Below are 26,412 nucleotides of genomic sequence, written 5' to 3'. Positions count from 1 at the left end.
GCCGGTTTTCCGGCCTTTTTCACAGCCGCATCAGCTGGCGAAACTCCCGCACTTTACTGCGGCTGACCGGCACCTGAAACTCCAGGTCGCGCAGCTTCAGAATATAGGTATTGTTAAACCAGGGTTCGATTTCGCGGATTTTGCTCAGATTCACGCAGTAAGAACGATGGCAGCGGAAAAAAGCCTCTTCGGGTAGTCGACTGCAAAATTCAGTGATATTCATCGACATCACGTACTCCTCCCGCCGCGTATAAACAAACGTCATTTTTTCATGGGCTTCGGCGTAATAAATATCGTTGATATCCGTCACGATAATGCGCTCGTCCCGCGTCAGGTTAATGGTATGCACCTGGCTACGCGGGCTGTCTGTGCCGCCGGAAGCGGCCTGCTGTAGCGTATTTTCCAGCTTGCGCAGCATGGTGATAATACGCATTTCATGGTAGGGCTTAAGGATATAGTCAAACGCCTCCAGCTCGAAGGCCTCTACCGCGTGCTCTTTATAGGCGGTGATAAAAACGATATGCGGACGATGGGCGAATTTACTGATATTTTGCGCCAGCAGCACGCCATCCAGCGACGGAATATTAATATCCAAAAAGATGACGTCCGGCTGATGGTTTTGCAGATATTTCAACACGTCCAGCCCGTCGTCGAACGTGGCCTCGATTTGCAGCTGGCTGTGCTGGCGGATCAGCCAGCTCAGCTCCTGCTGCGCCAGAAATTCGTCTTCGACAATAATGGCTTTCACATCGCTTTCCCGGTGAATGCGGCCCTAAGCCGTCAGTGAAACACGTTCGGGCAGAGTCGCCCCTTTTTTGGTGATATAAAAAGCAATTTCGGTGCCCGGATGGCGACGGTGAATATGCAGCCCCTCGCCGTAAAGCAGCCTGACGCGGTGATGCACGTTGAGCAGGCCTATCTTGTTGCCGGGCATCTCGTTGCGCTCCACGCGCTGGATCACCTCTTCGCTGATGCCGTTGCCCGTATCGCGCACCGCAATACGTATCCGCTCGCCCGCGTCCTGCACGCTGATGGTGACCACACCTTTGCCGCGACAGGGATGTACGCCGTGCACGATGGCGTTTTCCACCAGCGGCTGGATCAGCAGGCTGGGCAGCGAGCAGCTGATGTCTTCGTCAATTTCATAAATGACCGTCAGCTTATCGCCAAAACGCGCCTGTTCGATGGCGATATAATCTTTGATCTGATAAAGCTCTTTTTTGATATCAATGATTTCGTCGTCGTTCAGCTCCAGGTTGTAACGCAGATAGCGCGAAAGGTTGCTGATCAGCTGCCTGGCGGTATCGGGATTCAGGCGGATCGACGACGAGATGGCGTTCAGCGCGTTAAACAGAAAGTGCGGGTTTATTTTGCTTTGCAGCGCGCGTAGCTCGGCCTTATTCGCCATTTCACGCAGCTGTTCGGCGCGGGAAACTTCCAGCTGCGTGGAGATAATTTGCGACAGGCCGATGGCCATTTCCCGCAGCGACCAGGTAATGCGGTGCGCGTGGCGATAGTAAATTTTCAGCGTGCCGGTGACTTCGCCCAGCTCCCGCAGCGGGATCACAATCATTGAATGGATTTCCGGCGTGCGGTGCGCCTCATCGTTGTTGCGGATAATGATTTCGCCATTGGCGATAGCTCTGGCCGTGGTCGGGCTGATGCCGTCGTCGCCTTCGCGGTAATTCTGCTCGCCGACGCCGACATAGGCCAGGATCTGATTTTTGTTGGTGATGGCAACCGCATCCGCGCTGATATCGTCGCGAATAATTTCGCAGACTTTACGCAGCGAACGGCTGTTGACCTGGCGAAACAGCGGCAGCGTTTTATTGGCGATATCCAGCGCCAGCTTGGCCTGACGGGCGGCTATCGCCTCTTTTTCGCCCTCGACGCTCTGGATCAGCAGCACGATCAGGCCGATGCTGACCGCGCCCAGGATCATCGGCACGGCGATCTCTTCGACGATCGCCAGGCCCAGCGCGTAAGGTCTGGCCCAGACCAGGATCAGGATCATCGTTAACGACTCACACAGCATGCCGCCGATAATGCCGACGCTCCAGCGCCGCGCTTTGGCGACCTTCAGGTTAATCCAGCCTGCGGCGATGCCCGCGATAATGCTGGTAATCAGGCAGGGCACCGAGGTGACGCCGTGGACATCGATTAAAAAACGGTGCAGCCCGGCCACCACGCCGGTCACAATACCGACCCACGGGCCAAACAGGATACCGCCGGCCATAATCGCAATGGTGCGCACGTTCACCAGCGAGCCGTCAACGTTGATGCCGCTCCAGGTGCCAAACAGCGCGAACAGCGAGAAGATAGCCGTTACCGCCACCAGCTCCTGACGTGAGTGCTCATCTTTCTGTAACAGTTGACGAAAATGACGGGTGCGTGTCATAAAAAACAGGCAGATAAGCATAAGAGCGGCGCGATCTAATACCGCAAGCAACATCTCAAACATCGAATGCACGGGCGCCTCGGCTGGCGGAGAAACAGTAGCGACATAATAAGGAAAGCGAGCGGGATGCGCCAGGCAAGCGCGCGCCGATTTCAGTCAATCCCTGTCTGGATCAATTTTGTTACGATTAGCCGTGCGTAAGGTATCAAGGTAGCCTCGCTGCAAAGCCTGGGTGAAAAGGGGAAACCCTGGTAACAAAAAGGGGATGTATCATGCAATTAACGACCGAAAGATTGCTGTTGGAAAAGCTCCAGCCGGAAGACTGGTCGCTGTTCCACGAGGTGCACAGCGATCCCGTCAGTATGCAGTTTATCAGCGCCGTCCCGCAGCTGGCGGATATCCGGCAGCGCTTTCAGACCCGACTACAGCCCTGGCAGGTAACCAGCCTGCATATGCTTTGTTTAACTGTGCGGCTGCGGGCAAGCGGCGAAGCGATAGGGCTGATAGGCGCGAATGCGGAATGGACGCCCTGGCGGCAGGCCGAAGTCGGCTACTCGCTGCTGAACCGCTATACCGGCAAGGGCTACGGCAGCGAGGCGCTTGGCGCGATGGCCGCTTACCTGCTCAGCCAGTGTCGCTTCCACAAGCTGACCGCGCAGGTGGTGGAGGGCAACTGGCCTTCGCGACGCGTTCTGGAAAAAAACGGCTTCCGGCTTGAGGGCACGCTGCGGGAAAATTATCTGCTGCGCGGCGAGTGGGTTGACGACTGGCTGTTCGGCAAGCTGGAATCAGATTAATTCGGCTCGACAGCCTGGCGAACTCTGCGCTATGTTGGCTCTTCGACCATTTTCTGGTCAGCGTCGCTCGGACGGTTCCGGGCGCTAACGTACTCAGAGGTCTTTATGGCTGACAACAGCTCCGCACGCCGATTTTCCCGTATTGAACGCCTTCCGCCCTATGTTTTTAATATCACTGCCGAACTGAAGATGGCGGCGCGCCGTCGCGGCGAAGATATTATCGATTTCAGCATGGGCAACCCGGACGGCCCTACGCCGCCCCATATCGTTGAAAAACTCTGCTCGGTGGCGCAACGAGAGGACACGCACGGCTATTCGACTTCGCGCGGCATCCCGCGTTTGCGTCGGGCAATTTCACGCTGGTATGCCGATCGCTATCAGGTGGATATCGACCCGGAGTCAGAAGCGATTGTGACCATCGGCTCGAAAGAGGGGCTGGCGCACCTGATGCTGGCTACGCTCGATCATGGCGATACCGTGCTGGTGCCGAATCCCAGCTACCCCATCCACATTTACGGCGCGGTTATCGCGGGCGCTCAGGTGCGCTCCGTGCCGCTGGTGGAAGGCGTGGACTTCTTTAACGAGCTGGAGCGTGCTATTCGGGAAAGCTATCCCAAACCCAAAATGATGATCCTTGGCTTTCCGTCCAATCCTACTGCGCAGTGCGTCGAGCTGGACTTTTTCGAGCGCGTGATCGCGCTGGCCAAACAATATAACGTGCTGGTGATCCACGATCTGGCCTATGCCGATATCGTCTATGATGGCTGGAAAGCGCCTTCGATTATGGAAGTGCCGGGCGCTCGCGACGTGGCAGTAGAGTTTTTCACGCTCTCCAAAAGCTACAATATGGCGGGCTGGCGTATCGGCTTTATGGTCGGCAACAAAGAGCTGGTCGCCGCGCTGGCGCGGATCAAAAGCTATCACGACTACGGCACCTTTACGCCGCTGCAGGTTGCCGCCATCGCCGCGCTGGAGGGCGATCAGCAGTGCGTGCGGGATATCGCGCAGCAGTACAAGCGCCGCCGCGACGTGCTGGTGAAAGGGCTGCACGAGGCGGGCTGGATGGTGGAAACGCCCAAGGCCTCGATGTATGTCTGGGCGAAAATCCCGGACCACTATGCGCATATGGGTTCGCTGGAATTCGCTAAGCATATGTTGCAGGAGGCGAAGGTCTGCGTCTCGCCGGGTATCGGTTTTGGCGACTACGGCGATACGCACGTGCGCTTTGCGCTGATTGAAAACAGCGACCGTATTCGCCAGGCGGTAAGAGGGATTAAAGCGATGTTCCGCGCCGACGGTATTCTGCCGGGAACGGTAAAAAGCGAGGCGGACCAGGGCTATACAGGTTAATAAAAATAATAGCCTGGAGGCAGAATGTCCTTCAGGCTTTTTTTCTAAATTAATGGCATTCAGGGAATGATTCGCCGTGATGGTTTTTTTAGAATTTATTGGTTTTTAGTGAGGGAGATATGGAAATTTCCAAAATTAACTTTTTATTTATTTTATTTTTTTTGGCTTTCTGTGGGCCGATCTGTGCTGCCAAAAGTAATAATGATGACGTTAAAGAACTATCTGAAGTCACCGTTTTTTCTTTAGGGAACAATGGGTTTGTCGGAAAAATGAGTAGAGGTGAGGTGCTTTATAATAAGATTTTTCATGGTGCTGATAGTGAGCTTATTTTTAGGAAGTTACTGGAGTCTGATTTATCCACCCCAGAGGCTAAAATATATGCATTATGTGGCCTGGTAAAAAAGAAGGTAAGTAAAAGCTCTTTGATAATGTATAAAAATTCAGAAGTAAATCTGTCTGTCCTTAAAGGCGATGTGCTAAGAAAATTTTCATATCAGGAAATCTATGAAAACATAATCGACAATGGATGTTGATTATAACAAGGAGAAAAAATGAAATGAGAAATATCAATGCATTAGAATTAAGGTGCGTTTCAGGTGGGATGAATATTGACGGGCTTCGTGAATCATCAAATGTTATCGATCTTCGAGGAGTTGATATGGGAGCATGGATAGACGCTAATGGCGCCCGGTACGACTAGCGATATAATGTTTCCGAGCGGCACGTCGAGTACCTTTATGGATTTAATGGCGTTTCTGAGGAAAGATCGTGAAGGCGGCGGTGGTCTTCTTTAAAAGACAGGACGCTATCATTTACAAACCTCAATCCAATATTTAAATTTTATATCAGGCTAAGTATCCGGTACAAAAATGTAAGGTGCTTAACCATGAGGTTTTAATGGGTGAAAGTTTCATAAATATATTGGTTCAGGATCTACATCCTGCTCGCAACTTTAGAGTAAGTAAGGTCAGAGCTGATGAAGGTCCTCTGCTTATAAAGGGTTCGCTCAGAAATACAAACCCTTTATAAATTAAAAACCAGAGCGATCGGGTTATTTTTAACAACAAGTATAAAGTGGAGCGCCTGCCTTCTTCGTTAGCCAGCGGACTACAGCATCAGATAGAAGGTGCCTGCCCAGGCCAGCAACAGAAACGAAATGCCCATTAATGCATATTTCACGAAAAAAACTCCTTTGAGCGATGATAGCCGGAACCTGCGTCGCCGCGTTTTCCGGCTCGGGCCGTCAGCTTTCGTCACAGGATCGCCCGCTAATTTACCCGCACCGGGCGGCAAAATAAAGCCGGCATTTCCAGGAATTATCTTTTTTTTCAGGAAGCTGCTTTAGGCGCGGGCGTTAAATAAACCGCCCGCGTCCGGTCAGCGGGCCAGCTCCGGCACCACCGACATACCTACCTTCAGGCGCGCCAGATCGGGCTGGCCCGGTTCAAGCAGGATTTTGACCGGCAAACGCTGCGCCACTTTGGTGAAGTTGCCCGTGGCGTTATCGGCGGCGATAGCGGCAAACGTCGAGCCGGTGGCAGGCGCTATGCTATCCACATGGCCACGCAGCGTGACGCCAGGCAGCGCGTCCACGCTCAGCGTGACGCCAGCACCGGCCTCTACGCCAGCCAGCTGCGTTTCCAGGAAGTTTGCCACCACGTAAGTTTGCTGTAGCGGCACCACGGCCATCAGACGCGTCCCGGCGGCAACCCAGGCGCCCTGGCGTGCCGCTCGCTGACCGACGGCGCCGTCGATTGGTGCGGTGATAACGGTATAAGAAAGATTCAGCCGAGCCTGATCGACGCTGGCGGTTGACGCGGCAATATCCGCTTTAGCCTGGCGCAGGCTGGCTTCCAGCACGCCCACTTCTTTACGGGCGGCCAGCGCGGCGGCCTGGCTTTGACGCAGCTGCGCCGCCGCTTCCTGCATGGATGCGCTGGTTTTCTGCTGCTCGTCTGCCGTGGCGGTGCCGCTTTTCAGCAGGCGGCGATAGCGTTCGGCATTTTGCCCGGCATAGTTCAGGGTCGCCTGGCTGGCCGCGACGGCGGCGTCGTTTTGCGCAATGGTCGCCTGTTGCTGCTCAAGCTGGGCCTGAACGCTGGCCAGCTTAGCCTGGCTGACCGCCAGGTTCGCTTCGGCAGTTTCCAGCGCGACGCGGTAGTCACGATCGTCAATCGTCGCCAGCACGTCGCCCGCTTTTACCTGCTGGTTATCGCCGACGTTAACGGTGCGAATATAGCCGGAAACTTTCGGCGCGATGGCCGTGTAGTCGGCGGTCACTACGGCATCATCGGTACGGGCCTGATGGCGGCTCATGGCCGACCAGACGAAAAAGGCGATCCCCAGCAGGACCAGCAGCAGCGCGGCCAGCGTTAAGGTTCTTTTTGCAGGTGTGAACATTGTTATTATCTCACGGCTTTAGTTTGAATAAGGGTTTGCGGCGGCCAGACACGTTTAGGCAGCCAGGCGGTCAGCAGCACCAGCAGCAGCGCGAAGCCGATCAGCAGCAGGTAGGCGTCGCTGATGCTGAGGAGCACCGCCTGGTGCTTAAGCAGCGTGGCGAAATGACCTAAATTTTCGGCCGAGCTGGCTGAACCGTCCGGCAGCAGCGGCTTCATCGCCGAGGCATCAGCGCTGTTCGCCGCCGTCATCAGCCACGGACGATTGCCCAGCTGATCGACCAGGGTGTGTGAATGAAACTTTTCCCGGTGGGTCAGAAAATTCTCTACCAGGCTGCCGGCCGCCACGCTGGAAAAGCCGCGCACGGTATTAAACATCGCCGAGGCGTACGGCCCTTCAGGCGGCAGGATCACGCTGGTGGCGCTCATCAACACCGGCAGAATCAACATTGGCTGCCCAAAAGCCTGTAGCAACTGGATCAGCCAGAAATTTTGCCTGGCCCAGTCGTCGGTCAGCTGCGCGCCCATCAGGCACGACACGCTGAGCAGCGCCGCGCCGCAGGTCAGCATCCAGCGGCAGTCGATCCAGCGCAGGTTCAGCAGGAAAGCCATAAAAGGCGCAATCAGCAGCTGCGGCAGGCCGATAGCCAGCGCCAGCGGCGCAAACTGCACGGTGCGGAACCCTTCCACCTGAGCGAAATAAGCCGAAGGCAGGGCGGAGCCGGAAAGCGCCACCAGCAGCACGCCAGCCAGCACCAGCAGCCCGTGCGTTAAATTTTTACGCTGTAGCAGCTGCAATTTAAACAGCGGCAACGGATGCGACCACTCGTTGATTAAAAACGCTACCAGCAGCGCGATGGACGCGCACAGCATGCCGGTAATCAACGGCGATTGCAGCCAGTCGAGCCGCTCGCCCTGCGACAGCGTCAGCACCATCAGCGCAACGCCGCTACAGCCGGTCAGCATGCCGAACAAATCTATCTGCTTAAAACGCTCCAGGCGCAGCGGATCCTGCGGCAATCCCCAGCCAATCAGCACGCCGGCAAGCAGCAGCGGCGGCACAATCTGCCAGAACACAAACTGCCAGCCGACGGCATCGGTCCAGAAAGCTGCCAGCGAGGCGGCCACGTTGGGGCCGAAAGTGGCGGTTAAGGCATAGGCGGACAGCCCGTAAAGCTTGATGCCCGGCGGCAAAAAACGCAGCGCTACCGTCATCAGCAGCGGCGGCAGCGCGCCGCCGAACAGGCCCTGGATAACACGCAGGCCGATAAACAGCCCTGGCGTCGCGGCAAAGGGCTGCAGTATGCCGGCCAGCGCAAAACCAAACGCGACGGCCAGCGCAAAGCGGCGCAGCGAGAAGGTCACCGCAAACCAGGGCGCGACCATCATCGCCGCCACTTCGGCAGCCTGATAGGCCGAGGTAATCCAGGTCGCCCGATCGTAGCTAAAACCGATAGCGGCGCGAACGTCGGCCAGCGCTAAGTCGGTTACGCGATCGTTAAGTCCTGAGGTCAGCGCAGCAATCAGCACGCCCACCAGACCCAGCGCCAGACGCAGGGTAAAAGGGTGGGTGGCCGGGGCTGCGGGTTGAGCGTTCATAGCCGGTGCTCCGCAAGAAAAGATGAAGTGATGCACTGTATTGCATTGTGATACATTGGCGGCAGATATTACATGGTGATTGGCTGTATTGCAATGCGATACAGCCTGCCGGAGAGGGGAAAAGAGTGCTACAGTATCGCCATCAACAAGGAAGGAGATCTCATGTCTGAACCTGCAGCTTTACGCGACGAGGAGCGTACCGGCGGTATCCAGGTTATCTCACGCGCGGCAAAAATTCTGGACGCGTTGGGCGACAGCCCCAACGGCATGAGCCTGGGCGAAATCGCTCAGGCCGTCGATCTGCCTCGCTCAACCGTGCAGCGTATCGTTGGCGCGCTGGATTCGGTGCAGCTGGTGCGCAGTCACGGCGCGGGCGGCGTACGTCTTGGCCCGGCGCTGCTGCGGCTGATCGCCAGCGTGCACACCGATGTAGTGGCGATTGTGCAGCCGTGGCTACAGGCGTTGAGCGACGCCACGGGCGAAACAGTGTCGCTGGCCCGCGCCAGCGGATTACAGCTGGCTATCGTGCATTACGTGGTCGCCGATCGCGAGCTGCGCGTGGTGCCGCGCATCGGGCTGAACCTGCCGCTTTACAGCACTTCCGGCGGCCGTGCGCTGCTGGCGCTGGACAGCGACGAAGAGGCCAGGGCGTGGGTAGGTGATGCCTACGAAGCGATTACCGAACTGACCGTCAAAGCGTATCCCGATTTGATGGAAAGACTGCAGGAAATCCGCCGCACCGGTCTCTCTTACGATCGTGGCGAGACGCTGGAAGGGATCTCCACCATGGCGGTAGCGATAGATACCATACTGGGACGCTTTTCCATCAGCCTGCTGGTGCCTTCTGCCCGTTTTCAAAAGCACGAAGCGCTCTTCCGCGAAGAGATCCTGAAGTGCAAAGAGGCTCTGGTGGATGAAATTGGCAAAGCGACTTTACGTGACTGACAGGAGCGGCAAATGAAAAAGCTTTTAGTGGCGGTGGATAATTCGGCGCTGGCGCGCAAGGTGGTTTCCCTGGCGACGGAGCAGGCGCGCGCGCTTGATGCGGACGTGGTGGTGTTGTGCTGTGTCGACGCCAGCTATGCCAGCACGACGGCGGATTACGTTATTGAGGCGGGGGAAGATCCCGGCGACTTCGGCAGCGCGCTGGACGAACAAAACACGGCGGAAGCCGCCGTTCGCCAGGCGCTGGCGGAGCTGCAAGGCCGCGGCGTTCGCGCCACGGGGCGGGTGCTGGCGGGCGAGTCCGCCGAAACCATCGTGGCCCACGCCAATCAGATTGGCGCCGCAATGATTATTATGGGCCGCCGCCATCTCTCTTCCTTTAATCGCCTGCTGAAAGGATCGGTCAGCGCTGCCGTTATAGAGCGTGCCAGCTGCCCGGTACTGGTCGACGTGCGCGCCGACTAAGAACCTCGCGTTTTAATAACGGCACTTCAGGTTAATTTCTCCGCGGGCGCAGCGAATATAATAGCGTCCGCTTCCCGAATTTAGCGCAAAAAAAAGCCCGCTCGCCGCGGGCATAAATCTTTGTAATTATAAATAAAATTCCTGGTGTTGCGCAGACATGTCGCTGTGTCTGGATGTATATTGGCATTCATTTTCGCCTCGCGCTACACGGCAGCCTGAATCGATTCAATCGGTAAAATATTGCATCACGGTTAAAGAAGTGCAAAAGCGGTTTTTTCCGATGGTATCGCCGTGCCGCTTAAGTAAGATGCGTCGGCAAAGAAAGGAGTTAAGATGAAAAAAATAATTGGCGCGCTGGCGCTTGCTGTTTTGCTGTCCGCTGGCTGTACTTCCCACAAGCCCGGCGCTTTTGAAAAGGTAGCAGAAGACCCTGCGGTAAATAGCGTGCTTTATCGTTTCGATCCCGATACGGTAAACAAAACGGCCATGGAGCAGGACGTCGAGCATTATTGCGCGGAGCGCGGCTTTGATAAAGTCGAGCCGATAAAGCCGCAGGAAAGTCGACTGCCAGGGTTAATGAAAGCCTGGTATCAGTGTAATTACAGCATTAAAAGCTAATAAAAGAAGGCGGGTAATTACCCGCCTTGAAGACTGCATTTTATTTTTATATTGCCGTGTGCAGGCTTTGCCCGCTTTCAGGATGAAAGAACTTCACCCATTTATAATTCTTTACCAGCTCCTGTGCTGGCCATGGTGTCCGCCGTGATGATAGCCCGGCCCGCCGTGGTGGTGGCCGCGATAGCCGTCATGAATAATACAGCCGCTCAGCATACTTATTACGCCCAGAAGCGCAATCGATCTAATTAGTTTCATTATTCTTACTCTCTCGCTTTCCAATAGCTAACACTCTACAAAACAAAAGTGGAGGAATAATGCCGCTTTTGTAGAGTTATTAGAGTAAATATTTCCAAATAATTCAGTATGGAAATTTTGCGATCTATTCCACCAGAAAGAAATAAGAGAAGGCTTAAAAGACCCACTTTTAACACAGAATGTTCTTAAATAGACTTCTTTATCCGGTCGAATGAAAAATTTGCGTTAATAACGGCAGAAAAGGATTTATGCGATAGACTTAAGGCAATTTTTCAAGACAAGGACATGCTATGCGTTATCAGGTTAAAAATGTGCTGGCGGCCCAGGCAGAGCTGGGCGAGTGCCCGGTCTGGTCAGTGCGCGAACAGGCGCTTTACTTTGTCGATATTCTGGCGCCTGCGCTGCATCGCTTCGATCCGCAAAGCGGCGAGCATAAAATCATGCCGGTGCCGGAACATATCGGCTGTTTTGGCCTGAACGAGCAGGGCGGCTTCGTGGCGGCGCTGCGCAGCGGCGTTTGCCTGCTGGATGAAGAAGGCATCATCACCCGGCGCGTGGCGGCCAATCCTGGTGAAGCTGCCTTCAGCCGTTTTAACGACGGCCGCGTTGACCGACACGGGCGCTTCTGGTGCGGCAGCCTGTGGGAGCCGCAGGATCGCAACGGCGGCAAGCTCTGTCGCCTGGACGAGCATCTGCGCCTGACCGTCGAGGCGGAAGACATCAAAATTTCCAACGGGCTGGCCTTTTCGCCTGATGATAAATGGATGTACCACACCGACACGCCCAACGGTGTGCTTTATCGCTATCCGGTCGATGACAAGGGCGATATCGGCCCGCGTGAAGTCATCCGGCATTTTGTGCAGGAACAAGGCGGCCTGCCCGATGGCGCAGCGGTAGACAGCGAAGGATTCTACTGGTCGGCAATGTTTGACGGCTCGCGGGTCATTCGTCTTAATCCGGTCACCGGCGAAATCGTGGACGAGATCCCGCTGCCGGTGCGCTGGCCGACGATGGTCGCTTTTGGCGGGCCGGATCTGAAAACGCTTTATATTACGAGTTCACGCGAAGATCGAAGCGCAGAGGAGCTGGCGGCTTATCCGCAGTCTGGCGATGTGTTTGCCGTGGAGGTCGCCGTTGCGGGCCTGCCGGAACCGCTTTTCCGGCAGGCATAAGGTAAGTAAGAAGAGTCAACTACAGCGGCTGCGCCTGGCGCAGCCCTTCTGCGGCTTTAGCCGGACAGTGCGGCAGACGGATAGTCAGCGACATAATCAGCGACAGCACCAGCAGCGCCATAATCAGGCTAAAGGTCACCATAAAGCCGCCAAACAGCGAAGCAATTAGCGAACCCAGCACGCTGCCAATGCCGAAGCCCAGATAGATCAGGCCGTAGTTTTTGGTCAGGTTGTTCAGACCGAAAAAGTCGCTGACCAGCGAAGGATAAACGGTGATGGTGCCGCCGAAGCTGAAGGCCACGCAGGCTACGGAAATAAAGAAGGTGGTTTCGGTCATATGGCTGAACAGTAAAATGCCCATGCCCGCCAGCGAAACGATTTGCGCCAGCGTAATCACGCGAATGCGCGCCATCCTGTCGGAAAGGATCCCCAGCACCAGACGACCGCTCAGGTTGGCAATAGCAATAACCGTAACGGCACTGGCTGCGGTTTGCGTGGAAAGATTAACCATGCCTTCGCCAATATCCTTCGCCACGCCAATGACGTACAGCCCGCTCATACAGGCGGTCAGAAACATTACCGCTAACATCCAGTACTGCGGCAGACGCGCCGCCTGGGTCAGCGAAAAGTCGCGAACGCTGGCGGCGTCGCCTGCTACCGCCTGCTGTTTCGGCGCGTCTTTCATCAGCAGCGCGCCGGCGATAATCATCGCCATCGCTATACCGCCCCAGATCAGGAAAGTGTGCTCCAGGCTGTTTACGCTCAGCAAATAGCTGCAAATAAATTTAAAGCCCAGGCTGCCCAGCCCATAAGCGCCAATCGCACAGGCCGAAATCACGCCTTTGCGTTCGGGAAACCACTTCACGCAGTTGGAAAGCGTCATCAGGTAGCCCGCGCCGTCAGCCAGACCAACCAGTACGCCCGCGCTCAGATAGAGCATAAACAGGCTGTCGGCCTGCGAAGTCAGCCAGAAGCCGAAAGCCATCAGCACGCCCGCGCCGATCGTTACGTTGCGCACGCCAAAGCGTTCCTGAAGCTTTCCGGCCAGCGAAGAGGAGATGGCCAGCCCCAGGCTCAGCAGGCCGAAAGAGAAGGCGACCTGGCTAACCGACGCCTCCAGCTTGTGGGAGAGCTGGCCGTTGAACAGGCTCCAGGTATAAACCGAACCCAGCGCAAACTGCGTAATAATGGTGCCGGCCAGGGTTAGCCAGCGAACGCGAGAACTGACGGTTGGTGTGCTCATGGGGATGCTCCCGGAAAGAGTAATAAATTAAGCACAGAATACGGCGGGTTTTAGCAATGCGGGGCGAAGAGGGCATGAACTGCCGTCATTCAGGAATGAAATGCCGCTGAGGCGGAATGAACGGCGGCGTAAAATGCAGCGAAAGCAGGGAAACGACGGGCGCAAGCAGACAGGAGCAGCGGCGAAACGACGGGGGCAGGCGGACAAGAGCAGCGGCGAAACGACGGGCGCAGGCGAACAAAAACAGGCTAAGCGACGGGCGCAAGGCTGCGCCCGTCCGAGGCGTTACTCCGCCGACTGGATGCGCAGGTTACGCAGATCGTTGCCGGTCGGCGTCTGGTGCACGCGCAAACCGAACTCCGGCAGAACGGCAAAAATATGGTCAAAGATATCGGACTGGATCCTTTCATATTCCAGCCAGACAGTGGTGTTGGTAAAAACGTAGATCTCCAGCGGCAGGCCGTCCGCGCCCGGCGCCAGCTGACGCACCATCAGCGTCATGCCTTTATGCGTGTGCGGATGCGCCCTGAGCCAGGCCTCCAGCCAGGCGCGAAACGTGCCGATATTGGTCATGCGGCGGCCGTTCAGCGGCGTGCTGGTATCCAGACCGGCGTTATAGGCCGAAACCTCCTGCATTTTGCTTTCCAGGTAGGGCGTCAGCAGCTGAGCGCGCTTCAGTCTGGCTACCTCATCTTCGCTCAGAAAGTGAATGCTGGTGGTATCGATATTAATGCTGCGTTTGATGCGGCGGCCGCCCGACTCCGACATTGCTCGCCAGTTTTTAAAGGAGTCGGAAATCAACGCGTAGGTAGGAATAGTGGTAATAGTGTTATCCCAGTTGCGCACTTTTACCGTGGTCAGCGCGATATCCACCACCGAGCCGTCCGCGCCATATTTCGGCATATCCAGCCAGTCGCCCAGCTTCAGCATATTGTTGGCGGAGAGCTGGATCCCGGCCACCAGCCCCAGAATGGGATCCTTAAAGACCAGCATCAGCACGGCGGTCATCGCGCCCAGACCGGTCAGCAGCACCAGCGGCGATTTACCGATAAGCACCGAGATAATCATCAGCGCCACCAGCAGCGCGGCAATCAGCTTCAGGCTCTGGAAAATCCCGCGCAGCGGCATCTGGCTGGCCATTGCGCTTTTCTCCGACAGCTCCAGAAAGATATCCAGCAGCGAGAAGAACATCAGCAGGCCGAATACCATGATCCAGACCTCGCTAAGGATCATTAGCGCGCTGTAAGCCGGTTCCAGGCCGGAGAGAAACAGCTCCAGCTGGATTTGCAGAAAAACGCCCTGCATCAGCAGCGCAAAGCGGCTGAAAAGCTTGTTATCTATCAGCGATTTTGGCCACTGACGGCTCGATTTTTCCGCCATACGCCGCAGCAGAGGCAGCAGCACGCGGTGTAACAGGCCGTGCGCTATCAGGGAAATCAGCAGAATGACGGCCAGAACGGCCACGAGCGCAATCAGCGGCGCCCAGGGCACAGCGAACGCGTTGAGCTGCGCAAGAATAAAATGGTGCATATGGTTAGTTCCCTCTAATCAGGTCAGTCCAGAACGCGCGAAAACAGCGCGTTATGACGCAGAAGCAGACGTTCTGCGCGGCGTCAGGGTAGCCTGGCCGCTGTGGCAAAATCAAATCGGATTTTCCTCAGGGTTTTATGCTGCGCTACGGGCGTTATCACCCGGCAGGCGCGTTCAGGTTTTAGCCAGCTTTGCCGATAATCCGCGTAAGCGCTGACGAAATATCGCGCAATTCAACTATTCAGGCGCCGTTTTGCCACTGTTCTGTTTTGAGGAATACATTATGCCGGGGATACCAGTTCGTCTGTCAGGGAAATTGATCTTTGGCGGCATTTCGATGCTGCTGTTAACCATGCTGCTGGTTTGGTTCGCTATTACCCTGCGCGGACAGCCGCGCGTGGTCGAGGCCAGCAACAGCCTGATCCAGCAAACCGGTGAAAACATCGTGGGCCAGCTGAATCAGCAACTGCTGCGCATTGAAGGTGAAGTGGTGAGCATGGCGCGCCTGGCGGAAGTGCTGCCGCACCAGGAGACGCTGGTGAAAAGCGTGCTGCCGCAGATTATCGACAGCAAGGGCGATAAAAGCATTGCGGGCGGCGGTATCTGGCCGGAACCCAACGCCTTTACCGAAGGCGTTGCTCGCCGTAGCTTCTTCTGGTCTCGTGGCGCAGGCGGCGCGCTGGTCTGGTCAGACGGCTACAACGAGCCGGGCAGCGCGGGCTACCATAATGAGAGCTGGTATACCTCTGCCCGGGAAGCGTCGCGCAGCAAATGCAGCTGGTCGGAAGTTTATCAGGATCCGATTTCCCAGGTGAATATGGTCACCTGTAGCGTGCCTTACGTGCAGGGCGAAAAGTTTGCCGGCGTGGCGACTTTTGACGTGCTGCTGGATAACCTTTCCGGTTTTATGCAGAGCCACGGCAATCTGACCGGCGGCTACGCCTTTGCGCTGGATGGCGCGGGCAACGTGCTCTATTTCCCCGGCGGTAAAGATAAGGCGCTGAAGAAGTTCAGCGCGCTGGCGGCGGAAAAACCCTGGCTGGCACCGGTGCTGAAGGGCATCGCGGAAAATAAAACCATGACTACCCTGAATCACATTCAGGATGGCGTACTGAATAAGCAGGCGCAGGTTACGCTGTTCAGGATGCCCGACACAGGCTGGATTATCGGCCTGGTAACGCCGCAGGCGAAAGTCACCGCGCTGGCGGATAATATCCTGCAGGATATCTTTATCGTGCTGATCCCGGCGCTGGTGGTTCTGCTTGTGCTGGTCTGGCTGTTTGCCCGTCGTCTGGCGGCAAGGCTGGAGTCAACCCGCGCGGCGCTGGATGAAATCGCCAACGGCGACGGCGACCTGACCCGTCGTCTGGCCACGGTCGGTAAAGATGAGATCGCCGAAATCGCGGTGTCGTTTAACCAGTTCGTCGATAAAATCGCAGGCGTGATCACCAGCGTACAGGCCAGCGGCGTCAACGTGGCCGCCAGCGCCAGTTCGCTGGCGGAAGGCAACCAGGCGTTCTCGGCGAAAATCAGCGATCAGGCGGCGGCGCTGGAGCAGAGCGCGGCGGCAATGGAGCAGCTCAACGCCACGGTACAGCTGAATGCGGAAAATACCCGTCTGGCGGACTCCTTTACGGAGCAGACGGCGCAGATCGCCCGCAGCAGCAGCGAGGTAATGAATCAGGTGATTGCTACTATGGCTTCGATCAAAACGTCCTCCAGCCGCGTGGGCGAAATCCTCAGCGTGATTGATGGGATCGCCTTCCAGACCAATATACTGGCGCTGAACGCGGCGGTGGAAGCGGCCAGGGCGGGCGAACAGGGGCGTGGCTTTGCCGTGGTCGCGGCGGAAGTGCGTGCTCTGGCGCAGCGCAGCGCCGCTGCGGCGCAGGAGATCAAAGCATTGATTAGCGAGTCCGACACCACGGTGCTGGCCGGCAGTCGGCTGGTGGAAGGCGCGGGCGAAAAGCTGGCGGGCCTGGTGAACGACGTGCTGAAAGTCAAAGAGGTAGTGGGTGAAATCCGCGTAGCGGGCGACGAACAGAGCAAAGGCATCAGCGAGGTCACCCTGGCGGTGTCGCAGATGGAGCGCGGCATTCAGCAGAACCTGCTGCTGGTGACGCAGACGGCGGAAAACACCGAAGCGCTGCGCACGGAAGCCGCCCAGCTGGCGCAGGATATCTCCGCGTTCAGAGTGGCCTGACGCTAACTAATAAAAACCCGGCATCGTGCCGGGTTTTTATTTTCGTTCCTGCATCGCTTTATGGAGAAGGGCGATGGCTTCAGGATAAAGGGTTACGCGATCTTTATCAGGCGTAATCCGGCCTGTAGATCAGCGTTTGCAGCCAGTTGTCAATCTCCTGCGGCTCTTCCACACCGGCCAAACCGTGCTTAAACAGGTAGCGTATCAGGCCGCTGGCTATGGCGATTTCCGTTTTAACGATATCGGCCTGGGAAGGATAGAGCTTGCCTTTTTCCCGCTCCGCCTTGCTGACCTGCTGTGCGCACAGGCGGGCCGCTTCGATAAACAGCTTGTCGTCCACGCGCGCCGGTCTGGCGGCGTAAATCGCCAGGCTGACCGCCGGGAAAATATAAAAATTATTCGCCTGGCCGGGATAGCGCGTTTCACCGTTAATTTTTTCTTCTCCGAACTGCACGCCCGCCGCAAACAGCGCCTTGCCGTCGCTCCATTCATAGGCCTGTTTTGCGGTACATTCCGCATTTTCGGTGGGATTGGAGAGCGCAAAAATGATTGGCCGGTCGTTCAGCTTACTCATCGCTTTTACCACGCCTTCGCTGAACAGCCCGCCCTGAGTGCTGACGCCAATCAGCATGGTGGGCTTAACGCGCTCAACCACTTTTTGCAGATCGCTTTCTGCGGGCATGTCGTGCGCATAGGCTTTTTGCGATGTATTCAGGTCGTCGCGCTCAGCGGTAATCAGTCCTTGTTTATCAAACAGCGTAATTGCCTGTTGCGCTTGTTTCCGATCGGCACCTTCCTGCACCATAGCGTCAACCAGCATATTGGCGATACCGGTGCCTGCCGAACCTGCACCGGCAAACAGCACGCGCTGTTCCGCCAGCCTGCCGCCGGTTGTCTCCAGCGCGGTCAGCAGGCCCGCAAGCACCACGCTGGCAGTGCCCTGAATATCATCGTTATACACCAGCGCCTGCTGCTGGTAGCGCTGGAGATAGCGGATGGCGTCGTCGCCCTGCCAGTCCTCAAAATGGATGCAGCAGCCGGGAAATACGTCGTTGACGGCGGCGACAAATTCATCCAGCAGCTCGTCCAGCGCCTGCTGGTCAAGCTTTGCTTCCCGCAGGCCGGTATAAAGCGGATCGTCCCGAAGCTGTTCGTTGCCGGTGCCGATATCCAGATGCACCGGCAGCAGCCCCTGAGGCGGCACGGCGGCGCAGGCGGTATAAAGCTGCAGCTTGCCCACCGGAATGGGCGCGCCGTTGGCGCCGATGTCGCCCAGCCCTAAGATGCGGCCACCAGATGTGACGCAGATAAAGCGCACCTCTTTTTGCGGCCAGTTACGCAAAACTTCTTTCAGTCGGCCTTTCATTTGCCGGGTCAGATACATGCCTTTGGGACGTCGATAGATATGGCCATATTTTCGGCAGGCGTCGGCGATAGTCGGATCGTAAACCAGCGGGATAAAAGTAACCGGATCGGACATCAGCGTGGCGTAAAACAGCGTTTCGTTGCGGTCAGCCAGCTCCTGCAAATAGATATACTTCTCAATATCGTCGGGTTTGTTGTCCAGATGTTCCAGCACACGCTGCATTTGCGTTGCCAGCGAATCCACCGCAGGCGGCAGCAGCCCTTCAAGATGCGCGTCCGCTCTTTCCTGCTGGCTGAAAGCGGTATCTTTATTCTGCGTGGCGGAAGCCAACAGGCGGTAGTCTGGTCTGGTCATCACATTCCCTTACTGGTCGCAATACATCAATTCGGTAAGCCTGGCTGAAAGCGCTTAACGTTGCTGGAGGGAAAATGTAACAAAATCAAAGAGGATAAACGGTAAGGGCAAAAAAAAACCTCGCCTTGGCGAGGTCAGGAACCTACTTAATATAGCTGCGGATAGCCTCAGCAATGGCTTTGTTCGGCCCGCGGTGATCCTCGCGCTGTTCCGTATCATCGGCCACTTTTTGCAGGTATTTATTCAGCTTGCCGCCGGTCGGCACGTTGCCATAGGCAATCAGCATCTGCACGATCTGCCTGAGCGCAAGCAGCTCGACGGTAAGACGTTCAACAACAGGATCTTTATCTGGCATCAGGGGGGACTCCGGTACGGTTTTCCAGTGACTTTATGGTGATTTTACGGCGGGCGCGTAAAAACCAATCAGTGGAATACCGCAGAATAACGGCGTCAAATCCCGGCGGTGCAGGCGTCAGGAAAGATAAAGCACCGCGCCCGGCACCTGTAGCAGGGTGTAAAGCTCCGCAGAGGAAGGGTCAGCAAGCTCCTGCTGTAGCTGCGGTGAACGGTAGCGCATCACATGGATTTTCTTCAGCTGATGCCAGACCAGGATAGCGGAAACCGTCAGCGAGCAGGTATGGTCGCTTTGCAGACAGAGCAGCGTGTAATGCCACTCCTCATCCAGCTCGTTGGAAAAAAACTGTACGCTTTCCGGCGGCAGCAGCGCGCGCAGATCCGGCAGCAGAAACTGGCTGACGTCCCGGGTAAGACGCAGGGTAAAAGTGGCGGTTCGCATAGAGCATTCCTTGTCGTTAGTCGGCCGTTGCAGGCGCTGAGGCGAGTATCAATCCCAATCCTTTGGCGTTAATCGTTAACTCAGTGAGCGGTGATTGACGTACAACACCTTAAACTATAGCGCTTACTATTGTTATCTGACTGATAATGAGACGCAATGGGATCCATCTGAACAGAGGTGATAATGAGAAAGAATTTATTGTTTATCTGTGCCTTATTGGCAACCGGCTGTGCGCAGAATGCCAGTAAACCAACCTCGTTGAACATGAAAAACCCGGCGGCGGCCTGGTGCGTTGAGCAGGGCGGTACATCAGAGATCGTGAAAACGGCGCAGGACCAGAGAGGCTACTGCACGCTGCCTGGCGGCGAGCGCATCGACGAGTGGCAGCTTTATCGACGGGATCATAAATAAAGGCGGGCTCAACAAAGAAATGCCGGTAGTAAAGGGAATAACTTTATGTGCCGGCATTGCTGTACAACGCGGTTTATCTGTCTTGTAAAATTATAAAGGTACGTTTTTGCTATGCCGTAGTTGATTGAGTATTTTAAGGCAAAGCTGCAATGTATTTTTGAAGTCTGGTTGCGTATGAGTGAGTATTCGCGTCAACGCCTGCAGGCTCGTCATCCTTCGCCACCGACAATCTTACGCTGGCCGTGGGTCTACACAGTTGGATTTGTACCGGCTGGCTGACGTTATTGTTTTGATGAAAATAAATAAGCCTCGTTCAAGTGAATAATAAAAAGGTATGAAATTCTGTATATTTCATCAGTTTTGTACATGCTCAGTCACGTCCTGGCTCTCATTTTTGATAAAAATACAAAATCAAAAATTCACGTGATTGAAGGAGGTTTTATACGGTTTTATCCCTAAGTTAAATTGATCTTTTGTTGCACACCCTTATTCCATAAGGTCTGAAAGGGCTATGCAATAAAGTTCATACAAATCATAAAGATGATCTAATTTTGTTAAACCTTTTCGATGTAATATTTAGTTACATTATTTTGTTTTTAGTCATGCGCAAACATTCTTACACTCCGGCTATAAGGTCTTGTCCGAAAATCTTCGATTTCAGATAAAATCCCAAAAAATATAGTGTCGATATGCTGGTGAATGGAATGCGCTCGCTTTTAATTCCGGGGTGTTGATTCTTGTCGGATGACGAGAACCGGGATGTTGTTCTGGCAGGGTTTGCCTTTTTTGTTAATTTCTCACTGGTATTGACCGTTTCTATAATTTCATAGAACAGGGACAGCCATGTCTGACTCTTCCTTTCAGTGCGAAATACCCAAGGCACGTATTAATTTAAAAATTGATTTGCATACGGGTGGAGCGAGCAAGAAAACCGAGCTTCCCCTGAAATTACTGGTTGCGGGCGATTTCAGCAACGGCCGGGAGTCTGCACCACTATCTGAGCGCAAAAAAGTTAATCTGAACAAAAATAACTTTGACTCAGTTCTTTCTGAATATTCCCCAAAAATAAATCTGACCGTTAAAAATAAGCTTGCCGGTGACGGTTGCGAAGACAACGTCAGTCTGACGTTCCGGAGCATAAATGAATTCTCCCCGGAGCAGGTTTCCCGACAAATCCCGCAGCGGTACGCGACTGGATGCGTGACACCGGCGATGTGCCGGAAAGCTGTTTTGCGGTGCAGGGCTATAGCGCAAGCCGTCCGATCGCAACCAATGACGCCCCGAAGGGCCGTGCACTCAACCGCCGTGTCGAAATCAGTCTGGTACCGCAGGCCAACGCCTGTCAGATATCGGGCAAAACCCTTGCGTCATCGCAGGATGATGACGCATCACAACACAATGGAGAGTAATTACATGGCAATTCCTGTTTATCTTTGGCTGAAAGACGACGGCGGCGCGGACATCAAAGGGGCTGTGGACGTTCAGGAGCGTGGCGGCAGCATCGAAGTGGTGGCGCAGGAGCATAACCTGTACATCCCGACCAACAATAACACCGGCAAGCTGACCGGTACCCGTATCCACACTCCGTTCCTGTTCACCAAGGAAATCGACTCGTCCAGCCCGTATCTGTACAAGGCGGTGACCACCGGTCAGACCCTGAAATCTGCGGAATTCAAGTGGTACAAAATCAACAACTCGGGCCAGGAAGTGGAGTACTTCAACACCAAACTGGAAAACGTGAAAGTGGTGAAAGTAAACCCGGTGATGCACGACATCAAGGATCCTGCTTACGAGAAGCATAACCACCTTGAGCAGATCGAGCTGCGTTACGAAAAAATCACCTGGACCTACAAAGACGGCAACATCATTCATTCCGACTCCTGGAACGAACGCGCCACCGCCTGATTACGCGTCATATTTCGCGCCGCAGGTGCGTTGGCTCGCTCCGGTCATACAGTTATCTATGTTCCCGGAGACTTACGAACTTGCCGCCTTCCTGCGACACGAACTCTTTAGCGTAATCCTCGTTTTTAAGCGGAGGGGATAACCTTTCTGCTGTTTTGCTGAACGTCTGCAGTACGCGGGCTTTCAGCAAAGAAACCGACAAACTGTCTGCCAGCCTGACCTTGTGCGCTTTGGTCCCCTGAACAAAGGGAAACAGCGAAGGGCGGTAGCGTGACCAGGAACCGATAAAGAGAGAATCTCATGGAGAATCCGGCAAGCCTTCTTCAACGTCTTAATCCCTACTGCGCCCGTGCGATGGAAGGGGCTGCCTCCCTGTGTCAGACCCGCACCCATGCAGAAATCCTGCCTGAGCACTGGCTGCTGACGCTGCCCGAACAGGGGGAAGACCATCAGAGGGTGGACATTCTTTCCCTTCGTCGTAAGAACAACCCGATCCTGGTTGGCGAGCCTGGCGTGGGTAAAACCGCGCTGACCGCCGCCTGCCTGCTGCCGGATACCGGCGCACGCAACGTCAACAGTCTGCTCAATCAACAAATTCTGCCGGTGCTGAGTCAGCAGTTGCTGACCCACATGGCTGCAAAACAGAAACCCGGTCGTACGCCTTAGCCCGAGTGAGAAAGAGGGTATCGGACTGGAGTTTGGCCGTACACAAGGAGTGAACGTATGAGCATCAACTTGCCGATAAGATTCAGCCATAATCACCATCAGCTGGCGGTAAAAGAGTGCAGTTCGGAGCTTGATGTGCTGGCGTTTGAAGGTGATGAAGCCCTGAGCACGCCGTTCAGCTACCGTATTGAATTTACCAGCGGTAACCATGCCATCAGCAAAGAAATGATGCTGATGAAAGCCTCCTCCCTGACGCTGCAGGCCCCGGTTGACCGGGGTTACGGTATTAAAGTGCAGCAGCCAGTGCGAGTAATTCAGGGCGTGGTTACGGGCTTTGAACGTCTCAGTACCTCAAAAGATGAGACGCATTATGCCCTGACGCTCCGGCCACGCCTGGCCCTGCTTGACCGTTCACACCAGAACGCCATTTACCAGGACATGTCGGTGCCACAAATCGTGGAAAAAGTCCTGCGCGAGCGTCACAACATGCGCGGTCAGGATTTTCTGTTCTCGCTAAGTCGTGAATACCCGCAGCGTGAACAGGTGATGCAGTACGGTGAAGACGACCTGCACTTCATCACCCGCCTGTTGAGTGAGGTGGGTATCTGGTTCCGCTTTACCACTGATACGCGTCTGAACATCGACGTCGTGGAGTTTTACGACGGTCAGCAGGGGTATGAAAAAGGCCTGACGCTGCCATCGGTTCCGCCATCAGGACAGCATTCGGAGGGCGTGGACCCGGTCTGGGGCATGGAGAGCCACCATAACGTGGTACAGAAGCAGGTCAGCACCCGTGATTACAACTACCGTCAGGCCACGGATGACATGGACACCCGGGTCGATGCCACCCGCGGGGATGCCACCACCTACGGTGAGGCCTATCACTATGCGGATAACTATCTGACGGCGGGTGATACCCATGACCACCATCCGGCACCGGAGTCCGGGGTGTTTTATGCCCGCATTCGTCATGAGCGCTACCTGAATGGCCAGACGCAGACCCATGCCATCACCAGCTGCCCGACGCTCTCTCCGGGTCAGGTTATGAAAGTCACCGGCGGGTACGAAGTGGCCGACGTGTTTGCTCATGGCGTGGTCATCACGGCGATGCACAGCCATGCGCGGCGTGATGAGGACTTCGGCGTCAGGTTTGACGGTATCCCGGACAGCACCGACTTTTGTTATCGTCCTGAGCCCGGTTCACGCCCGGTGATGGCCGGCACATTACCGGCCCGCGTCACCAGCACCATCGAAAATGACACCTACGGCCATATCGATAAAGACGGCCGCTACCGCGTCAACATGCTGTTTGACCGTGATAACCGGGAGACCGGGTTCGAGAGCCTGTGGGTCCGGCAGTCACGTCCCTATGCCGGCGATACTTACGGCCTGCACCTGCCGCTGCTGGCGGGCACCGAAGTGGCGATTGGCTTTGAGGACGGTAACCCGGACCGGCCGTACATCTCCGGCGTGCTGCACGACTCGGCCCACGGCGACCATGTCACTATCCGAAACTACAAACGTAACGTCCTGCGCACCCCGGCGAACAACAAAATCCGCCTTGATGACAGTCGTGATCAGGAGCATATCAAGGTCTCCACCGAGTACGGCGGCAAGAGTCAGCTGAATCTGGGACATTTAGTGGATGCTGAGAAGCAGAAGCGCGGTGAGGGTTTTGAGCTCAGAACCGACAGCTGGGGAGCCATCCGGGCACAGAAAGGGATGTTCATCAGCGCTGATGGCCAGACGAAAGCGCAGGGCCAGGTGCTGGAGATGCAGCCGGCGGTCAGCAATCTGGGTAATGCCCGGGAGCAGATGACATCCATCTCCGATGACGCGCAGAAGGCGACCGCGAACCCGGCCGATCTCCAGGCGCAGGTCATGCTGCTGGAACAGCAGCTGACGGGCCTCAAAAAATCGGTGCTGCTGCTCAGCGCGCCGGAGGGTATGGCGCTGACCAGCGGACAACATCTGCAGGTGTCTGCTGGCCAGAACCTGATAGCCACTGCCGGTAAAAATGCTGACGTCAGCGTGGTGAAAAATCTGTTCATCGGCGTGGGTAATGCCCTGAGCATGTTTGTTCGGAAGCTGGGGATCAAGCTCATCGCGAACCAGGGGCCGGTAAAAATACAGGCGCAGAATGATTTGATGGAACTGGTGGCGCGTGGGGAACTCAGTATCGTCAGTACGGAGGATGAAATCAAAATCATCGCGAAGAAGAAGCTGACTCTGAATGGTGGTGGAAGCTATATCAGGATTGATGCAAGTGCGATTGAATCTGCTACTGCAGGTGAATATCGTACGAAAGCAGGACACTATGGGCGTAAGGCAAGCGCATCAGAAAAGGTCACGCTGCCTGTATTTCCTGTAATGGAACCTGGCGAACAAAGTTTACGTTTTGCTTTCCCTGGTGCCGATAGTGTCATTCAAAGTATGGACTGGATGACAAATCAGCCATACAACATTACTGACAGCAATGGGAAAATCCTGTCGACCGGCACAGTAGACAGTTCAGGTCGCTTCCCGAAAATAGTGCTTCCTGAAAGCGATACATTAAACTTAATCATAGGGCGAGAAACCTGGGTTAAAGAAGAGCTTCCAACATCAGTTGCAGAGGCTGAGGTAGATAGTGCGGAAGATATAGAATCACTGGAGCCTGATACTGATTCGGATGATACCGAGACAGCTGAAAGTCATACTTCTGCGCTAACTGAATCAATGATTGCAAAACTATTAAATTTAACTACGACAGGATGAACTATGTTAAAGGAAATTTGGAAGTCTATTTTTTGCTTTATAATCGTGCTTTCTGGCTTTAGTGCATCTGCAACTTGCCTAAAGGAAGGGGATAAAGTAAGTCTCACAGGAGTTGTTAGCGAAGAATTATACTACGGCCCTCCTGGCTGGGGAGAGGATAAAATCAATGATGAGAAACTATATGAGTGGATATTGCATTTAAAACAGCCACTCACATGTGTAATAGACGCAGATACTGACAATCAAAACTGGAATCAGGACGTTCAGTTGATAATGCATGATAGTAATGAGTATAAAGTAAATAAAAATCTTCTTGGGAAAAGTGTCACTATTGATGGTGTAATATTTCTTGCCGAGACCGGATATCACATGACGCCAGTTTTATTAGATGATGCCAGGTTTGAAGTTGCAAGCAAATAGTAGAGAGGATTAATTAAAATGCGCTTTATAAATGCTATCTATCATGCATCGACGAAAACGGTAGAATATGAGTCATCAAGTGGCACAAGATTGTTAAAAACTGGGGGCTCACTGAATTGGCGATTCAATAACCCGGGGAATCTCATTTCTGTAAAAAACCAGCAAGGAAAAATCGGTGTTGGGGTTGTCTACAATCCAGGAAAACATTCATTTGCTATATTTTCTAGCATAGAAGCTGGTGATAATGCAAAACGATCTCTTCTTAAAAGAAAATATAATGATTATACTATTCCAGAAATGATGGAAAAATATGCACCGTGGAGTGATGGTAATAACCCTGAAGCTTATGCCGATTTTATCATGTCTGAAAGCGGGGTCGCCAAGGGGGAGAAAGTAGGAGATCTTGACGATACAAAATTCAGTAAGGTAATCAAGGCAATTAGCAAAAAGGAAGGTGGCTTGAAGCCGGGCACTGAAAAATGGGTGTATGTGACAAATGTGACTGTTTCTGATGGCTCTCGACCAGTTGCTGATGTGCCATTTAAAGTGACACTAGGAAGCACTAGCTACGAGTGGAAAACAGATGCTTACGGCAAGCTCAAGACAATCATCCATACGAAACAAGGAATGGCTATTGTTGTCAAATATATGAATTCTGCTGGAAAAGAGGATGTTGTTTATTCAGGTGTTGCTGGGGATGAAACGAAAAATATACTGCTTACAAGAAAATTTTCGCAATTCTCTGCAAAAACACTTTCCGAGA

23 protein-coding genes and 4 pseudogenes are annotated in these 26,412 nt (G+C 54.6%); 16 read left to right on the top strand and 11 right to left on the bottom strand.

Annotated features, from left to right (window positions below; all coding sequences use genetic code 11):
* Positions 1 to 19 precede the first annotated feature (19 nt).
* Both QCD69_RS20010 and QCD69_RS20005 read right to left on the bottom strand, forming a co-directional pair.
* Positions 20 to 748 (bottom strand): LytR/AlgR family response regulator transcription factor, encoded by a 729-nt coding sequence (locus tag QCD69_RS20010; RefSeq protein WP_253459540.1) that lies wholly within the window; start codon positions 746 to 748, stop codon positions 20 to 22.
* A gap of 24 nt (positions 749 to 772) precedes the next feature.
* On the bottom strand, positions 773 to 2,452 hold the full coding sequence (locus tag QCD69_RS20005; RefSeq protein WP_301253332.1) for a sensor histidine kinase: 1,680 nt from the start codon (positions 2,450 to 2,452) through the stop codon (positions 773 to 775).
* 218 nt (positions 2,453 to 2,670) lie between these two features.
* Between QCD69_RS20005 and QCD69_RS20000 the strand changes: the two genes are divergently transcribed.
* The 3 genes from QCD69_RS20000 (at position 2,671) to mchS3 (ending at position 5,078) form a co-directional block, all read left to right on the top strand.
* Positions 2,671 to 3,195, top strand: coding sequence for a GNAT family N-acetyltransferase (locus QCD69_RS20000; protein ID WP_253459546.1), 525 nt, complete (start codon positions 2,671 to 2,673; stop codon positions 3,193 to 3,195).
* Positions 3,196 to 3,300: 105 nt separating this feature from the next.
* On the top strand, positions 3,301 to 4,545 hold the full coding sequence (gene alaC / locus QCD69_RS19995) for an alanine transaminase (protein WP_301253314.1): 1,245 nt from the start codon (positions 3,301 to 3,303) through the stop codon (positions 4,543 to 4,545).
* Positions 4,546 to 4,664: 119 nt separating this feature from the next.
* Positions 4,665 to 5,078: an MchS3 family protein gene (mchS3, locus tag QCD69_RS19990; protein ID WP_301253312.1), complete on the top strand. Its 414-nt coding sequence runs from the start codon at positions 4,665 to 4,667 to the stop codon at positions 5,076 to 5,078.
* Positions 5,079 to 5,652: 574 nt separating this feature from the next.
* Here the strand turns inward: mchS3 and ypdK are convergent.
* From ypdK to QCD69_RS19980, 3 genes are all read right to left on the bottom strand, one after another.
* A complete protein-coding gene (gene ypdK, locus QCD69_RS22915) occupies positions 5,653 to 5,724 on the bottom strand; it encodes a membrane protein YpdK (protein ID WP_125290871.1) in 72 nt (23 codons plus the stop codon).
* A gap of 198 nt (positions 5,725 to 5,922) precedes the next feature.
* On the bottom strand, positions 5,923 to 6,945 hold the full coding sequence (locus QCD69_RS19985; protein WP_301253310.1) for an HlyD family secretion protein: 1,023 nt from the start codon (positions 6,943 to 6,945) through the stop codon (positions 5,923 to 5,925).
* Between the two features lie 5 nt (positions 6,946 to 6,950).
* Complete coding sequence (locus QCD69_RS19980; RefSeq protein WP_301253309.1) at positions 6,951 to 8,543, bottom strand: MFS transporter; 1,593 nt, start codon at positions 8,541 to 8,543, stop codon at positions 6,951 to 6,953.
* 162 nt (positions 8,544 to 8,705) lie between these two features.
* On the opposite strand from QCD69_RS19980, the gene QCD69_RS19975 reads away from it, so the two are divergent.
* The 3 genes from QCD69_RS19975 to QCD69_RS19965 all read left to right on the top strand — a co-directional run bounded on the left by QCD69_RS19975 (position 8,706) and on the right by QCD69_RS19965 (position 10,571).
* Positions 8,706 to 9,488: an IclR family transcriptional regulator gene (locus QCD69_RS19975; RefSeq protein WP_253459558.1), complete on the top strand. Its 783-nt coding sequence runs from the start codon at positions 8,706 to 8,708 to the stop codon at positions 9,486 to 9,488.
* Positions 9,489 to 9,500: 12 nt separating this feature from the next.
* Entirely contained in the window at positions 9,501 to 9,953 is a 453-nt protein-coding gene (locus tag QCD69_RS19970) for a universal stress protein (RefSeq protein ID WP_301253307.1), read from the top strand.
* Positions 9,954 to 10,286: 333 nt separating this feature from the next.
* Positions 10,287 to 10,571, top strand: coding sequence for a hypothetical protein (locus QCD69_RS19965; protein WP_253459560.1), 285 nt, complete (start codon positions 10,287 to 10,289; stop codon positions 10,569 to 10,571).
* Positions 10,572 to 10,682: 111 nt separating this feature from the next.
* Here the strand turns inward: QCD69_RS19965 and QCD69_RS19960 are convergent, their stop codons facing one another.
* Complete coding sequence (locus tag QCD69_RS19960) at positions 10,683 to 10,826, bottom strand: hypothetical protein (RefSeq protein WP_301253305.1); 144 nt, start codon at positions 10,824 to 10,826, stop codon at positions 10,683 to 10,685.
* A gap of 290 nt (positions 10,827 to 11,116) precedes the next feature.
* Between QCD69_RS19960 and QCD69_RS19955 the strand changes: the two genes are divergently transcribed.
* A complete protein-coding gene (locus tag QCD69_RS19955; protein WP_253459563.1) occupies positions 11,117 to 11,998 on the top strand; it encodes an SMP-30/gluconolactonase/LRE family protein in 882 nt (293 codons plus the stop codon).
* A gap of 19 nt (positions 11,999 to 12,017) precedes the next feature.
* Here the strand turns inward: QCD69_RS19955 and QCD69_RS19950 are convergent, their stop codons facing one another.
* Both QCD69_RS19950 and QCD69_RS19945 read right to left on the bottom strand, forming a co-directional pair.
* The gene (locus QCD69_RS19950) at positions 12,018 to 13,241 is read right to left on the bottom strand and encodes an L-lactate MFS transporter (protein WP_301253304.1); all 1,224 of its coding nucleotides are present in this window, start codon (positions 13,239 to 13,241) and stop codon (positions 12,018 to 12,020) included.
* 285 nt (positions 13,242 to 13,526) lie between these two features.
* Positions 13,527 to 14,771: a mechanosensitive ion channel family protein gene (locus QCD69_RS19945; RefSeq protein ID WP_253459568.1), complete on the bottom strand. Its 1,245-nt coding sequence runs from the start codon at positions 14,769 to 14,771 to the stop codon at positions 13,527 to 13,529.
* A 283-nt stretch (positions 14,772 to 15,054) separates the two neighbouring features.
* Here QCD69_RS19945 and QCD69_RS19940 point away from each other — a divergent pair, with 283 nt between their 5' ends.
* Positions 15,055 to 16,974 (top strand): methyl-accepting chemotaxis protein, encoded by a 1,920-nt coding sequence (locus tag QCD69_RS19940; RefSeq protein ID WP_253459572.1) that lies wholly within the window; start codon positions 15,055 to 15,057, stop codon positions 16,972 to 16,974.
* A gap of 106 nt (positions 16,975 to 17,080) precedes the next feature.
* Here the strand turns inward: QCD69_RS19940 and QCD69_RS19935 are convergent, their stop codons facing one another.
* The 3 genes from QCD69_RS19935 to QCD69_RS19925 form a co-directional block, all read right to left on the bottom strand.
* Positions 17,081 to 18,694, bottom strand: a complete 1,614-nt coding sequence (locus QCD69_RS19935; protein WP_301253301.1) for an NAD-dependent malic enzyme — start codon at positions 18,692 to 18,694, stop codon at positions 17,081 to 17,083.
* A gap of 142 nt (positions 18,695 to 18,836) precedes the next feature.
* Complete coding sequence (locus QCD69_RS19930; protein WP_125290841.1) at positions 18,837 to 19,049, bottom strand: hypothetical protein; 213 nt, start codon at positions 19,047 to 19,049, stop codon at positions 18,837 to 18,839.
* 117 nt (positions 19,050 to 19,166) lie between these two features.
* Positions 19,167 to 19,490 (bottom strand): hypothetical protein, encoded by a 324-nt coding sequence (locus QCD69_RS19925; protein ID WP_253459578.1) that lies wholly within the window; start codon positions 19,488 to 19,490, stop codon positions 19,167 to 19,169.
* 183 nt (positions 19,491 to 19,673) lie between these two features.
* Here QCD69_RS19925 and QCD69_RS19920 point away from each other — a divergent pair, with 183 nt between their 5' ends.
* From QCD69_RS19920 to QCD69_RS19890, 8 genes and pseudogenes are all read left to right on the top strand, one after another.
* A complete protein-coding gene (locus QCD69_RS19920) occupies positions 19,674 to 19,901 on the top strand; it encodes a putative hemolysin (RefSeq protein WP_301253300.1) in 228 nt (75 codons plus the stop codon).
* Between the two features lie 843 nt (positions 19,902 to 20,744).
* Positions 20,745 to 21,023 (top strand): annotated as a pseudogene (locus tag QCD69_RS22910) (type VI secretion system contractile sheath small subunit); the annotation flags it as partial.
* A gap of 59 nt (positions 21,024 to 21,082) precedes the next feature.
* Positions 21,083 to 21,310: pseudogene (locus tag QCD69_RS19915) on the top strand (OmpA family protein); the annotation flags it as partial.
* A gap of 4 nt (positions 21,311 to 21,314) precedes the next feature.
* Complete coding sequence (gene hcp, locus QCD69_RS19910) at positions 21,315 to 21,806, top strand: type VI secretion system effector Hcp (RefSeq protein WP_301253299.1); 492 nt, start codon at positions 21,315 to 21,317, stop codon at positions 21,804 to 21,806.
* A gap of 525 nt (positions 21,807 to 22,331) precedes the next feature.
* Positions 22,332 to 22,533, top strand: a pseudogene (locus QCD69_RS19905) (hypothetical protein); the annotation flags it as partial.
* Complete coding sequence (locus QCD69_RS19900; RefSeq protein WP_301253297.1) at positions 22,530 to 25,229, top strand: type VI secretion system Vgr family protein; 2,700 nt, start codon at positions 22,530 to 22,532, stop codon at positions 25,227 to 25,229. The pseudogene QCD69_RS19905 and the gene QCD69_RS19900, both read left to right, overlap by 4 nt.
* 3 nt (positions 25,230 to 25,232) lie before the next feature.
* Positions 25,233 to 25,649 carry a DUF4431 domain-containing protein gene (locus QCD69_RS19895; protein WP_301253295.1) on the top strand — a complete coding sequence of 139 codons (417 nt, stop codon included), beginning with the start codon at positions 25,233 to 25,235 and terminating at the stop codon, positions 25,647 to 25,649.
* 18 nt (positions 25,650 to 25,667) lie between these two features.
* Positions 25,668 to 26,412 (top strand): annotated as a pseudogene (locus QCD69_RS19890) (peptidoglycan-binding protein LysM); the annotation flags it as partial.

It is taken from the genome of Erwinia sp. PsM31 (assembly GCF_030433775.1).
In the GTDB taxonomy this organism is placed as follows: Bacteria; Pseudomonadota; Gammaproteobacteria; order Enterobacterales; family Enterobacteriaceae; genus Erwinia; species Erwinia aeris.
Note: the sequence above shows the minus strand (reverse complement) of the source record. Positions and strands in the feature narration are given on the sequence as shown.